The sequence below is a fragment of the Lelliottia sp. F153 genome (assembly GCF_002870005.1).
Lineage (GTDB): Bacteria > Pseudomonadota > Gammaproteobacteria > Enterobacterales > Enterobacteriaceae > Enterobacter > Enterobacter nimipressuralis.
In genome coordinates this window covers 1-13032 of the sequence record NZ_PKFT01000011.1, presented here as the reverse complement: position 1 = coordinate 13032, position 13032 = coordinate 1, and the positions used below count along the sequence as shown (strand labels likewise).

The window sequence follows — 13032 nt, the reverse complement described above, 5'->3', positions numbered from 1 at the left end:
GTGTGGTAGTATAGCGAGCCTAATCCATACCACTCAAGGCACGATCATGGCAAAAACAGCAGCAGCACTGCATATTCTTGTTAAAGAAGAGAAACTGGCACTGGATCTTCTGGAGCAGATCAAAAACGGCGCGGACTTCGAGAAACTGGCGAAGAAACACTCTACCTGCCCGTCAGGCAAAAAAGGCGGCCACTTAGGTGAATTCCGTCAGGGCCAGATGGTTCCTGCGTTTGATAAAGTGGTGTTCTCCTGCCCGGTGCTGGAGCCAACCGGCCCACTGCACACCCAGTTCGGTTACCACATCATTAAAGTGCTGTACCGCAACTAAGCAGCAAAAAGCCCGGTGGCGGCTACGCCTTACCGGGCTTATTGAGTGTCATTTCGATTGGCAGGAAAGCGCTAAATGCGCACAACCCTACTCAGTGACTGGGCTGTGCGAACGCTGCCAACGCATCTGCAACTCGAAAAGTGACGAGGGATCAGCCAGCGACGGCGATACGTTTCATATCTTTCATATAACCGCGCAGCGTATGGCCCACGCTCTCAATTGCATGGCTACGAATCGCTTCGTTCACGTCACGCAGCTGAGCGTTATCCACCGTACCTTCGGCAATCGCTTTGCCCAGATCGCCTGGCTGCAGAGTCGTCATGAACTCTTTCAGCAGCGGTACGCAAGCGTAAGAGAACAGGTAGTTACCGTACTCAGCGGTATCAGAGATAACCACATTCATCTCGTACAGACGCTTACGGGCGATAGTGTTGGCAATCAGCGGCAGCTCGTGCAGTGATTCATAGTACGCAGACTCTTCAATGATGCCGGAATCCACCATGGTTTCGAACGCCAGTTCAACGCCCGCTTTCACCATCGCGATCATCAGAACACCTTTATCGAAGTACTCTTGCTCGCTGATTTTACCGTCAAACTGCGCAGCGGTTTCGAACGCGGTTTTGCCGGTCTCTTCACGCCAGGTCAGCAGTTTTTTATCGTCGTTGGCCCAGTCAGCCATCATGCCGGAGGAGAATTCGCCGGAGATGATGTCATCCATATGTTTCTGGAACAGCGGCGCCATGATCTCTTTCAGCTGCTCAGAGAGCGCATAAGCACGCAGTTTTGCCGGGTTGGACAGACGGTCCATCATCAGCGTGATACCGCCCTGCTTCAGCGCTTCGGTGATGGTTTCCCAGCCGAACTGAATCAGTTTTTCTGCGTAAGACGGGTCGGTACCCTCTTCCACCAGCTTGTCGAAGCACAGCAGAGAACCGGCCTGCAGCATACCGCACAGGATAGTCTGCTCGCCCATCAGGTCAGATTTCACTTCTGCAACGAAGGAAGATTCCAGGACACCTGCACGGTGACCGCCGGTAGCCGCAGCCCAGGCTTTGGCAATCGCCATGCCTTCGCCCTTCGGATCGTTTTCCGGGTGAACTGCAATCAGGGTTGGCACACCGAAACCACGTTTGTACTCTTCACGCACTTCGGTGCCTGGGCACTTCGGCGCAACCATCACCACGGTGATGTCTTTACGGATCTGCTCGCCCACTTCAACGATGTTGAAACCATGAGAATAACCCAGCGCCGCGCCGTCTTTCATCAGCGGCTGAACAGAGCGCACAACGTCGGAGTGCTGTTTGTCCGGCGTCAGGTTAACCACCAGATCGGCCTGCGGGATCAGCTCTTCGTAGGTACCCACTTTGAAGCCGTTTTCGGTCGCTTTACGCCATGAAGCACGTTTCTCAGCGATCGCTTCTTTACGCAGGGCGTAAGCGATGTCCAGACCGGAGTCACGCATGTTCAGGCCCTGGTTCAGACCCTGTGCGCCACAGCCGACGATGACCACTTTTTTACCCTGAAGGTAGCTCGCGCCATCGGCGAATTCATCGCGCGCCATAAAGCGGCATTTGCCCAACTGTGCCAGCTGCTGACGCAGATTCAGTGTATTGAAGTAGTTAGCCATGATGAACTCCGTGATGTTGTGTTGCTTATTATTCGGGTCGCTTATGCGAGAATGAACTTACTATATGACAGGAAATTTATTGCGGAAATTGATATATTCACAACGTCACGTTGCAATTTCTGCAATGTAAAACCGTGGGGAGCGATCTGTGGATTTACGCGATCTCAAAACCTTTCTGCATCTGGCAGAAAGCCGTCATTTTGGCCGCAGCGCCCGGGCCATGCACGTCAGTCCCTCCACGCTCTCCCGGCAAATTCAGCGCCTGGAAGAGGACCTCGGTCAGGCGTTATTTGTGCGCGACAACCGCACCGTGACGCTCACGGAAGCGGGCGAAGAGCTGCGAACGTTCGCCCAACAGACCTTACTTCAGTACCAGCAGTTGCGGCACACCATCGATCAGCAGGGGCCGTCCCTCTCTGGCGAACTGCATATCTTCTGCTCCGTGACGGCGGCCTATAGCCACCTGCCGCCGATTCTCGATCGTTTTCGTGCTGAACATCCGTCGGTAGAAATCAAGCTCACCACGGGCGATGCCGCAGATGCGATGGAGAAAGTGGTGACGGGTGAAGCGGATCTGGCGATTGCGGGTAAACCCGAAACGCTGCCCGGTGCGGTTGCGTTTTCGATGCTGGAGAATCTGGCCGTGGTGTTAATCGCTCCGGCTCTACCGTGCCCAGTGCGCAATCAGATATCCGTCGATAATCCTGACTGGGCAACGGTGCCGTTCATCATGGCCGACCAGGGGCCCGTCCGCCGCCGCATCGAACTGTGGTTCCGTCGGCAAAAAATCAGCAACCCGTCCATCTATGCGACAGTGGGCGGGCACGAAGCGATGGTGTCGATGGTGGCGCTCGGCTGTGGCGTGGCGTTGCTGCCGGAAGTGGTGCTGGAAAACAGCCCGGAGCCGGTGCGTAATCGCGTGATGATTTTAGAGCGGAGCGATGAGAAAACGCCGTTTGAGCTTGGCGTATGCGCACAAAAAAAGCGGCTGCATGAGCCGCTTATTGACGCGTTTTGGCAGATATTGCCGAACCACTAGCCCGCCAGGAAGAACCTGAACGCCGGGTTATGGGTCTCGTCGTGACAATCGTAACCCAGCTCGTTCAGCCGCGTTTCGAAATCCGGCTCGTGCTCGCCCAGTTCGAATGCCGCTAACACACGCCCGTAGTCGGTACCATGGCTACGGTAGTGGAACAGAGAGATGTTCCAGTGCGTGCCGAGGGTGTGCAGGAACTTCAGCAACGCGCCCGGTGATTCCGGGAACTCAAAGCTAAACAGACGTTCCTGTAACGGCTTCGACGGACGCCCGCCGACCATATAGCGCACATGCAGCTTCGCCATTTCGTCATCAGAGAGATCCACCACGCTGTAGCCGCCTTCATTCAGCAGGTGGAGGATCTCTTTGCGCTCCTCCAGCCCACGGCTCAGACGCACACCGACAAAAATGCAGGCATCTTTCGCATCGGCAAAGCGATAGTTAAACTCTGTGACGGAACGCCCGCCGAGCAGCTGGCAGAATTTGAGGAAACTGCCCTTCTCTTCCGGGATTGTCACCGCCAGCAGCGCTTCGCGTTGCTCACCCAGTTCGCAGCGTTCGGACACGTAGCGCAGGCCGTGGAAGTTGACGTTCGCGCCGGACAGCACATGCGCCAGGCGTTCCCCGCGAATGTTGTGCTGAGCGATGTATTTTTTCATTCCCGCCAGCGCCAGAGCACCCGACGGCTCCGCGACCGCACGGACATCCTCGAACAGATCTTTCATTGCCGCGCAGATCGCATCGCTGTCGACGGTGATGATGTCGTCGAGATACTCCTGGCAAACGCGGAAGGTCTCATCGCCAATGCGCTTGACCGCAACGCCCTCAGCAAACAGCCCGACACGCGGGAGATCGACCGGATGACCGGCATCCAGCGCCGCTTTCAGGCAGGCAGAATCTTCCGCTTCCACCGCAATCACTTTGATCTGTGGCATCAGCTGTTTGATAAGCACTGCAACACCCGCTGCCAGACCACCGCCGCCCACCGGGACAAACACCCGATCGAGATGCGCATCCTGCTGCAACAGCTCCAGCGCCAGCGTGCCCTGCCCCGCAATCACCATCGGGTGATCGAACGGTGGCACCCAGGTAAAGCCCTGCTGCTGCGCCAGTTCGATGGCGCGCGCCTTCGCTTCATCAAAATTGGCACCGTGCAGGAGCACTTCGCCACCAAAACCGCGAACCGCGTCCACTTTGATATCCGCCGTGGCCACCGGCATCACGATCAGCGCTTTCAGCCCTAAACGCGCGGCGGAAAACGCCACGCCCTGGGCGTGATTCCCTGCTGACGCGGTGATGACGCCGCGTGCTTTTTGCTCTTCGGTTAGCCCGGCCATCATCGCGTAGGCACCGCGCAGCTTAAAGCTGTGTACTGGCTGGCGATCTTCGCGTTTCACCAGGATCACGTTATCGAGACGGGACGACAGCTTGTCCATTTTCTGCAGCGGTGTGACCTGCACAGCCTCGTAGACCGGTGCGCGCAGCACCGCTCTGAGATATTCCGCCCCCTCAGGAGCGGCGGATAAGGGTTGTGATTCGGCCATCATTAGCCCCCAAGCTTGGATTTATCGCGCACCGCGCCTTTGTCCGCACTGGTGGCAAGGGTGGCATAAGCGCGCAGGGCGAAGGAAACTTCGCGCTGGCGATCTTTTGGCGTCCAGGCTTTATCGCCACGGGCTTCCTGTGCTTCACGACGCGCGGCAATTTCCTGCTCGCTCAGCTGCAGCTGAATGCCGCGATTCGGAATGTCGATCGCAATCATGTCGCCGTCTTCAATGATGGCGATGTTGCCGCCGCTCGCGGCTTCCGGAGAAACGTGGCCGATAGAGAGACCAGAAGTACCGCCGGAGAAACGACCATCGGTGATCAGCGCGCAGGCTTTGCCGAGCCCCATGGATTTCAGGAAGGTGGTCGGATAGAGCATTTCTTGCATGCCCGGCCCGCCTTTTGGCCCTTCGTAGCGGATAACAACCACATCGCCCGCCACCACTTTACCGCCCAGAATCGCCTCTACCGCAGCGTCCTGGCTTTCGTACACTTTCGCCGGACCGGTGAATTTCAGAATGCTGTCGTCCACGCCCGCCGTTTTTACGATACAGCCGTTTTCAGCAAAGTTGCCGTACAGCACGGCCAGACCGCCGTCCTTGCTGTAGGCATTCTCCAGAGAACGGATGCAACCTTCAGCGCGATCGTCATCCAGGGTGTCCCAGCGGCAATCCTGCGAGAAGGCTTGCGTGGTGCGAATACCTGCCGGACCGGCGCGGAACATCTTTTTCACCGCGTCGTCTTTGGTCAGCATCACGTCGTACTGCTCCAGCGTTTGCGGCAGCGTCAGGCCGAGAATGTTTTTCACTTCACGGTTCAGCAGACCGGCACGTTCCAGCTCGCCGAGAATACCCAGCACGCCACCGGCACGGTGTACGTCTTCCATGTGGTATTTCTGCGTACTTGGCGCGACCTTACACAGCTGCGGCACTTTGCGGGAAAGCTTGTCGATGTCACTCATGGTGAAATCAATTTCAGCTTCCTGCGCCGCAGCCAGCAGGTGCAGAACGGTATTGGTGGAACCGCCCATGGCGATATCCAGCGTCATGGCATTTTCGAATGCCGCTTTGTTGGCGATGTTGCGCGGCAGCGCGCTGACGTCGTCTTGCTCGTAATAACGTTTGGTCAGTTCCACGATGCGAGTGCCCGCATTCAGGAACAGCTGTTTGCGGTCGGCGTGCGTTGCCAGCAGGGAGCCGTTACCTGGCTGGGAAAGGCCGAGGGCTTCGGTCAGGCAGTTCATGGAGTTGGCGGTGAACATCCCGGAACAGGAACCGCAGGTCGGGCACGCTGAGCGCTCAACCTGATCGCTCTGCTCGTCGGAGACTTTCGGGTCCGCGCCCTGAATCATCGCGTCGACCAGGTCGAGCTTGATGATTTTGTCAGAAAGCTTGGTTTTACCGGCTTCCATCGGGCCGCCAGAGACGAAGATCACCGGAATGTTCAGGCGCAGGGACGCCATCAGCATACCTGGGGTGATTTTGTCGCAGTTGGAGATACACACCATCGCATCGGCGCAGTGGGCGTTAACCATGTACTCGACCGAATCGGCGATCAGCTCGCGCGACGGCAGTGAATAGAGCATGCCCCCGTGGCCCATCGCGATACCATCATCGACAGCGATGGTATTGAACTCTTTCGCCACGCCGCCTGCGGCTTCAATTTGCTCAGCAACCAGTTTACCCAGATCGCGCAGGTGGACGTGCCCCGGCACAAACTGGGTAAAGGAGTTAACCACAGCGATAATCGGCTTACCGAAGTCAGCGTCGGTCATCCCGGTAGCGCGCCACAGCGCGCGGGCACCGGCCATATTGCGGCCATGGGTGGTGGTGGCGGAACGATACTTAGGCATGCTCTTTTACTCCCGTCTGAATATTCACTGGGACGGTGCGTGCCGCCCCAAAATTATGCTTATGAATTAACTTGATCCAACCAGCCCCATTTATCTTCCGTTTCACCGGTGAAGAGGCCAAAGAATGCATCCTGAATACGTTTGGTAACCGGGCCACGGCGGCCTTCGCCGACCTGAATACCGTCCACACTGCGAACCGGGGTGATTTCAGCTGCGGTACCGGACATAAACACTTCATCTGCCAGGTACAGGGATTCGCGGGACAGAACCTGCTCACGGACTTCGATACCCAGATCTTTCGCCAGCTTGATGATCGCATCACGAGTGATGCCCGGCAGTGCTGAGGAGGTGAATGGCGGGGTGAACAGAATGCCGTCTTTCACTTCAAACAGGTTTTCACCGGCGCCTTCTGAGATGTAGCCGTTCACGTCCAGAGCGATACCTTCCTGATAACCGTGGCGGCGCGCTTCGCTACCGACCAGCAGGGAAGAGAGGTAGTTACCGCCCGCTTTCGCGGCCGTTGGGATGGTGTTTGGTGCGACGCGATTCCAGGATGAAACCATTGCGTCGATCCCCTGCTCCAGAGCTTCTGCACCCAGATAAGCTCCCCACGGGAACGCGGCAATGATGACGTCAGTGGAGTAACCGGCTGGCGGGTTAACGCCCATGCCCACATCTCCCACGAACACCAACGGGCGAATATAGGCGCTGGTCAGATTGTTTTTGCGGAGCACTTCGCGGCACGCTTCCATCAGCTCATCAACGCTCTGAGAGACCGGGAAACGATAAATTTTGGCTGAGTCATGCAGACGCTGCATGTGTTCGCGATGGCGGAACACCACTGGTCCTTTGTGAGAGTCGTAGCAACGGACACCTTCAAACACAGAGGTACCGTAGTGCAGGGCGTGAGACATCACGTGTACCGTGGCATCTTCCCAACGAACCATCTCACCGTTGAACCAAATGTAATCAGCTTTCTTCGTCGTCATGTTTTCTTCCTGTCACGCTTAAGCGCGGATTTGTTGTGATGTGGTTGTGCTCTGGCAGATGGCCACATGGGCAACATCTACCAGTTTACTTAACTGGCTAAACAGTAAGTCGACCGACCGTGGACTGGCAACGGTCAATTCGATATTTATGTTCTTGGCATCGGTAGCGGTTTCCATATTCATGGCGCAGATCTGAAAACCACGATGGCGAACGACGCGCAATACGCGCTCTAATGTTTCTGGATTGAAGCGGGCCTGAACGGCGACCTGATGTTGCATCATGATAATTTCTCCATCATTTGTGCGTTACTGGCGCCAGGTGGCACCAACGGCCAGACATTCTCAAGTTCGTCGATTGAGACATGAAGCAGGTATGGCCCTTCGCTGGACAGCATGGTGTCGAGTGCCGCTTCAACCTGGTCTTTACGGGTGATGTGTTGGCCAGGGATGCCGAAGGCGCTGGCCAGCACGAGGAAATCAGGATTATCAGTGAGGGTAGTTTCGCTGTAACGCTCCTGGAAAAAGAGCTGCTGCCACTGGCGAACCATGCCTAAACGCTGGTTATCCAGTAACAGGATTTTCAGCGGCAGCTGTTTGCGTTTGACCGTGCCCAGCTCCTGCACGTTCATCATGAACGACCCATCCCCCGAAACGCAGATGACCGTGTCATTTGGGCGTGCAACCTGAGCGCCTACGGCTGCTGGCAGGCCGAAGCCCATGGTGCCTAATCCGCTGGAGGTGATGAAATTTTCCGGTCGGGTGTAGGTCATATGCTGGGCAGACCACATCTGGTGCTGGCCGACATCGGTGGTAACGACGCAGTCAGCTGGTTTGCGATCCGACAGTTGTTTTAACAGCAGTGGAGCGTAAATTGACTCACCAGGATGATCGTAACGCCAGCTATTTTCCACGCGCATCTGCGCCGTGTGCTGACGCCATTCATTGATGGACAACGGCTGCTGCAACGCTGGTAACAGCGCGTTCAGATCGCCCTGCAACGCCACGTGCGCCTGGCGCAGTTTATTCATTTCGGCCGGATCGATATCCATATGGATCACTTTGGCATTCGGGGCGAAGGTGTTCAGCTTACCGGTCACACGGTCATCGAAACGCGCGCCAACGGCGATCAGCAGGTCGCATTCTTGCACTGCCAGATTTGCGGCCCTAGTGCCATGCATCCCCAGCATGCCGAGGTAATACGGGTAATCCGCTTCAACAGCACCCAGCCCTTTCAGGGTGCAGGTCGCAGGGATTTGCGTTGCAGCGATAAACTCACGCAGCGCGGGAACCGCTTGCGCCATCCCCACTCCGCCCCCCACATACAGCATCGGCTGCTGCGCCTGGGCCAGCATCTGGCGAGCCAGTTCAACTTCCACCTGCGGGAAAAAGTCATCATTTTCGACGGTGGAGAAGTGCGGTTCTAAATCGCCGACTGCCACCTGAATATCTTTGGGAATATCAATCAGAACGGGGCCAGGACGGCCTGAGTTTGCCACCTGGAAGGCCTCTGCCATGACGCGCGGCAGCTCTTCCAGCGACTGCACCAGGAAGCTGTGCTTGGTGCAGGCCAGGGACAAACCGAGAACGTCCACTTCCTGAAACGCATCGGTACCGATAAACGGTGAGGCAACCTGCCCGGTAATGGCGACGACGGGAACGGAATCCAGCAGCGCATCGGCAAGGCCAGTGATCAGGTTGGTCGCACCCGGGCCAGAAGTGGCCATGCAAACGCCCGTTTTACCGGTCGCGCGGGCGAAACCAATCGCCGCCATCGCCGCGCCCTGCTCGTGTCGGCACAACAGGTGCTCCACGCCGCCGTCATACAGTGCATCGTAAATCGGCATAATTGCGCCACCCGGATAACCGAAGACCGTCTCGACTCCTTGCGCTCGCAACGCATGTACTACCCATTGTGCCCCGTTCATAGTGAGTTCCCCGTCATAAATCTGGAGAAACAGAATTTTGTGCTAGTTGTCATTATCTGCTCCTCATTTAAGTTTTTAGGTCATAAAAAAACCCCCGGACCTTTCGGTGCGGGGGTCTTAGTTCGTTAAGGCTTGTTTTTTAAGCCTTTCCTCGTCCAAGTGCAGCCCCGCACGGTGGGATAATAATCACCACCACGCTAATCACGACCAGGCTAATCACTAGTAGAAGGGCTGTCATTTTGAGTTCTTTTGGCATCTTGTTCGAAGGAATACCTAAAGAGGTATCACAGACATTGAATTAAACACAAGAAATATTTATGACGCGATTGCTTAGCTAGCGAATACTTTCGCAAAAAATGTTTGTTTTATATAAGGAAAATAGAAAATGAATATTTTTCATTTTTTAATAGTGTCTCCAACAGAGAAAACGTCGATTTTTGCGCATTTGCGAGCCCTCTTCCGTCATAAAGCAAGTGTGACTTTGTTTCATTAAAAAGCATGAACACGCCTCGTAATGTCTGCAATTGACGCTAAAAAACCACAAAACACACTGGCATAGTGACTGGCAAAGGAGACACCTATGTCACTGTCAGTCGTTTATACTCGCGCAGCGTTGGGCGTACAGGCGCCGCTTATTTCTGTGGAAGTTCATCTGAGCAATGGACTCCCCGGTTTAACCCTCGTCGGACTCCCGGAAACCACCGTGAAAGAAGCCCGGGATCGCGTTCGCAGCGCTATCATCAATAGCGGTTATACCTTTCCGGCCAAGAAGATAACCATCAACCTGGCACCTGCCGATCTCCCAAAAGAAGGCGGGCGATATGATTTACCTATCGCCATAGCGCTTCTCTCCGCCTCTGAGCAGCTTAACGCTCCCCATTTGAATCGGTATGAGTTTGTGGGCGAACTGGCGCTTACAGGCGCGTTAAGAGGCGTTCCAGGCGCAATCTCGGGAGCGTTAGCCGCGTTACAGGCCGGAAGACATATCATCGTGGCTACTGAGAACTCATCAGAAGTCAGCCTCATTGAGGAAAAGGGCTGCCTGATTGCCGGACATTTACAGGAGGTATGTGCGTTTCTGGAGGGGCGTCATGAGTTGGCTGAACCTGAAGAGAATCGTATCGGTGTGCCGGAACATCTGGAGGATCTTAGCGACATTATCGGTCAGGAGCAGGGCAAGCGCGCGCTGGAAATCACTGCGGCAGGCGGCCACAACCTGCTGCTGATTGGGCCGCCAGGCACAGGGAAAACTATGCTTGCCAGTAGGCTTAACGGTTTGTTGCCCCCACTGAGCAACCATGAGGCTCTGGAGAGCGCAGCAATCATTAGTCTGACGAATTCCACATCCCTACAGAAGCACTGGCGCAGAAGGCCGTTTCGCTCCCCACATCACAGCGCCTCACTCACGGCGATGGTTGGCGGCGGTTCGATCCCGATACCTGGTGAAATTTCCCTCGCACACCACGGTATTCTGTTTCTGGATGAGTTACCCGAATTTGAAAGACGTGTTCTGGATGCCCTGCGCGAACCGATCGAGTCCGGGCAGATTCATATCTCCCGTACCCGGGCCAAGATCAGCTATCCGGCGCAGTTCCAACTCATTGCTGCCATGAATCCCAGCCCATCAGGCCATTACCAGGGCAACCACAACCGGAGTACACCTGAGCAGACACTTCGCTATCTGGGACGACTGTCAGGCCCGTTCCTCGACCGCTTCGATCTCTCGCTCGAAATCCCACTGCCGCCACCGGGAGTGCTCAGTCAGATGAATAACACAGGGGAGAACAGCAGGACCGTACGGGAACGCGTGATTCGTGCCCAGGAACGGCAGTATTTACGTCAGAACAAGCTCAATGCGCGACTCGATAACGCAGAGATCCGTCAGTTTTGTTGTCTGTCCGAAGTTGATTCACGCTGGCTGGAAGAGACGCTGACGCGATTTGGCCTCTCAGTACGAGCATGGCAACGCCTGTTGAAGGTGGCGCGTACTATCGCTGATTTGGAGGGGAGTGATGATATCGCGCGGCAGCATCTGCAGGAAGCGCTAAGTTATCGCGCAATAGACCGTTTGCTGCTGCACCTGCAAAAGATGCTTGCGTAAAAAAGGGGCCGCAGCCCCTTTTCACATCATATCAATCGTCAGATTCGGTGTAGTCTTCTGCACCTTCCATCTGCGGCTTACCGCCGGAGAGAGTATGGAAACGCTTTGGTCGCTTAATGCGAGCCATGTATTTGATCCATACACGTTCTGCTTCAGATTCTGGCTCACGCTCACCACGGCAAACGGCAACAAACAGTTTTTCGTCTTCAGTTGCAGGCTCACGTTTCCCCAGATCCAGCTCGTTAAAGGCATAACCATGGCGCTCAAGCAGTTGCGCCTCTTTGATGGTGAAATCGCCATGACGAGAGAACCCGCGCGGATAATTTTTATTGTCGAAAAAACGATTAGTTGTCGTAAAGCTTTCCGCCATCCTACACGCTCCTAATTCTTTGGCCGAGCTATTTATGGCGCGGAGTATTAGTTACGCTTGACAGAGCGTCAAACAAAACATTTAAATCATCACGACAAATAATTTTGCGGAGAAAGATGTGGATACGGAATTGCTAAAAACTTTCCTCGAAGTGAGCAGAACGCGTCACTTTGGGCGAGCGGCGGAAGCACTCTACCTGACACAGTCAGCGGTGAGTTTTCGTATTCGTCAGCTGGAAAATCAACTCGGTGTGAATCTTTTTACCCGCCATCGCAACAATATTCGCTTAACGGCGGCTGGTGAGAAGCTCTTACCCTACGCTGAGACACTGATGAATACCTGGCAGGCGGCGCGAAAGGAGGTGGCTCATACTTCCAGATACAACGAGTTTTCTATCGGGGCGAGTGCATCCCTTTGGGAATGCATGCTGAGTCAGTGGCTTACACGATTGTATAAGTCGCACAACAACCTGCAATTTGAAGCCCGAATTGCACAGCGGCAGTCGCTGGTGAAGCAGTTACATGAACGGCAGTTAGATCTGCTGATCACGACTGAAGCCCCCAAAATGGATGAATTTAGCAGCCAGATCCTGGGACAATTTAATCTGGCACTCTATGCTTCTCAGCCTTCGATGATGAAAGCGGATCTCAGCTATTTACGACTGGAATGGGGCCCCGATTTCCAGCAGCATGAAGTGGGTTTGATCGCGGCGGATGATGTCCCTTCACTGACGACCAGCTCTGCAGAGATCGCCTGTCAGCAATTAGCCCTTCTCAATGGTTGCACCTGGTTACCCACTCGTTGGGCGGATGACAAACCCGGACTGCATACTGTCTCTGATTCTACAACGCTTGTCCGGCCACTCTATGCGATCTGGCTTCAGAACAGCGACAAGCATGTCCAAATTAAAGATCTATTGAAAATCAACGTAATGGATTAGTTTTGAGAGTCTGGCAGGGACGCAAGAAAGACAGGGTTTTTTGAGGTATTTAAAGCAAAAAAAAATCCTTTGCCGAAGCAAAGGATTATATATGGCAGGGGCGGAGAGACTCGAACTCGCGACACCCGGTTTTGGAGACCGGTGCTCTACCAACTGAGCTACGCCCCTAAATCTTCTTGCTATTAAGCCTGCTAGGTAAGCAGGCTTAATATCTTAATAAGTGGCGGAACGGACGGGACTCGAACCCGCGACCCCCTGCGTGACAGGCAGGTATTCTAACCGACTGAACTACCGCTCCACCGAAGACTTCTGTAACCAC

At 55.0% G+C, this 13032-nt stretch carries 13 protein-coding genes and 2 tRNA genes; 4 read left to right on the top strand and 11 right to left on the bottom strand.

Annotated features, from left to right (window positions below):
- The first annotated feature begins 46 nt into the window (after nucleotides 1-46).
- Nucleotides 47-328 (top strand): peptidylprolyl isomerase PpiC, encoded by a 282-nt coding sequence (ppiC, locus tag F153LOC_RS19135; protein WP_015960967.1) that lies wholly within the window; start codon nucleotides 47-49, stop codon nucleotides 326-328.
- 151 nt (nucleotides 329-479) lie between these two features.
- Here ppiC and ilvC read toward each other — a convergent pair whose 3' ends face one another.
- Entirely contained in the window at nucleotides 480-1955 is a 1476-nt protein-coding gene (ilvC, locus tag F153LOC_RS19130) for a ketol-acid reductoisomerase (RefSeq protein ID WP_100778414.1), read from the bottom strand.
- Between the two features lie 148 nt (nucleotides 1956-2103).
- Between ilvC and ilvY the strand changes: the two genes are divergently transcribed.
- Nucleotides 2104-2994 carry an HTH-type transcriptional activator IlvY gene (gene ilvY / locus F153LOC_RS19125; protein ID WP_100778413.1) on the top strand — a complete coding sequence of 297 codons (891 nt, stop codon included), beginning with the start codon at nucleotides 2104-2106 and terminating at the stop codon, nucleotides 2992-2994.
- On the opposite strand, the gene ilvA is transcribed toward ilvY, so the two are convergent.
- The 7 genes from ilvA to ilvL all read right to left on the bottom strand — a co-directional run bounded on the left by ilvA (nucleotide 2991) and on the right by ilvL (nucleotide 9540).
- Nucleotides 2991-4535: a threonine ammonia-lyase, biosynthetic gene (gene ilvA / locus F153LOC_RS19120; RefSeq protein WP_102105673.1), complete on the bottom strand. Its 1545-nt coding sequence runs from the start codon at nucleotides 4533-4535 to the stop codon at nucleotides 2991-2993. The genes ilvY and ilvA overlap by 4 nt on opposite strands.
- Nucleotides 4536-4537: 2 nt before the next feature.
- The gene (gene ilvD, locus F153LOC_RS19115; protein ID WP_102105669.1) at nucleotides 4538-6388 is read right to left on the bottom strand and encodes a dihydroxy-acid dehydratase; all 1851 of its coding nucleotides are present in this window, start codon (nucleotides 6386-6388) and stop codon (nucleotides 4538-4540) included.
- A gap of 59 nt (nucleotides 6389-6447) precedes the next feature.
- Nucleotides 6448-7377, bottom strand: a complete 930-nt coding sequence (ilvE, locus tag F153LOC_RS19110; protein WP_100778411.1) for a branched-chain-amino-acid transaminase — start codon at nucleotides 7375-7377, stop codon at nucleotides 6448-6450.
- Between the two features lie 18 nt (nucleotides 7378-7395).
- A complete protein-coding gene (ilvM, locus tag F153LOC_RS19105) occupies nucleotides 7396-7659 on the bottom strand; it encodes an acetolactate synthase 2 small subunit (RefSeq protein ID WP_102105670.1) in 264 nt (87 codons plus the stop codon).
- On the bottom strand, nucleotides 7656-9302 hold the full coding sequence (gene ilvG, locus F153LOC_RS19100) for an acetolactate synthase 2 catalytic subunit (RefSeq protein ID WP_102105671.1): 1647 nt from the start codon (nucleotides 9300-9302) through the stop codon (nucleotides 7656-7658). Before ilvG ends, ilvM begins: the two co-directional genes overlap by 4 nt.
- Nucleotides 9299-9355 carry a peptide IlvX gene (ilvX, locus tag F153LOC_RS21690; protein ID WP_194514210.1) on the bottom strand — a complete coding sequence of 19 codons (57 nt, stop codon included), beginning with the start codon at nucleotides 9353-9355 and terminating at the stop codon, nucleotides 9299-9301. The genes ilvG and ilvX overlap by 4 nt, the downstream gene beginning before the upstream one ends.
- Before the next feature lie 86 nt (nucleotides 9356-9441).
- Nucleotides 9442-9540 carry an ilv operon leader peptide gene (gene ilvL, locus F153LOC_RS19095; protein WP_023620831.1) on the bottom strand — a complete coding sequence of 33 codons (99 nt, stop codon included), beginning with the start codon at nucleotides 9538-9540 and terminating at the stop codon, nucleotides 9442-9444.
- Nucleotides 9541-9882: 342 nt separating this feature from the next.
- On the opposite strand from ilvL, the gene F153LOC_RS19090 reads away from it, so the two are divergent.
- Entirely contained in the window at nucleotides 9883-11403 is a 1521-nt protein-coding gene (locus tag F153LOC_RS19090) for a YifB family Mg chelatase-like AAA ATPase (RefSeq protein ID WP_102105672.1), read from the top strand.
- 31 nt (nucleotides 11404-11434) lie between these two features.
- Here the strand turns inward: F153LOC_RS19090 and F153LOC_RS19085 are convergent, their stop codons facing one another.
- On the bottom strand, nucleotides 11435-11773 hold the full coding sequence (locus tag F153LOC_RS19085; protein WP_100778408.1) for a DUF413 domain-containing protein: 339 nt from the start codon (nucleotides 11771-11773) through the stop codon (nucleotides 11435-11437).
- Between the two features lie 118 nt (nucleotides 11774-11891).
- Here F153LOC_RS19085 and hdfR point away from each other — a divergent pair, with 118 nt between their 5' ends.
- Nucleotides 11892-12713, top strand: coding sequence for an HTH-type transcriptional regulator HdfR (hdfR, locus tag F153LOC_RS19080; protein WP_100778407.1), 822 nt, complete (start codon nucleotides 11892-11894; stop codon nucleotides 12711-12713).
- A gap of 92 nt (nucleotides 12714-12805) precedes the next feature.
- Here hdfR and F153LOC_RS19075 read toward each other — a convergent pair.
- Both F153LOC_RS19075 and F153LOC_RS19070 read right to left on the bottom strand, forming a co-directional pair.
- Nucleotides 12806-12881, bottom strand: a tRNA-Trp gene (locus tag F153LOC_RS19075).
- Between the two features lie 53 nt (nucleotides 12882-12934).
- Nucleotides 12935-13011 (bottom strand) — tRNA-Asp (locus F153LOC_RS19070).
- Between the last annotated feature and the right edge of the window lie 21 nt (nucleotides 13012-13032).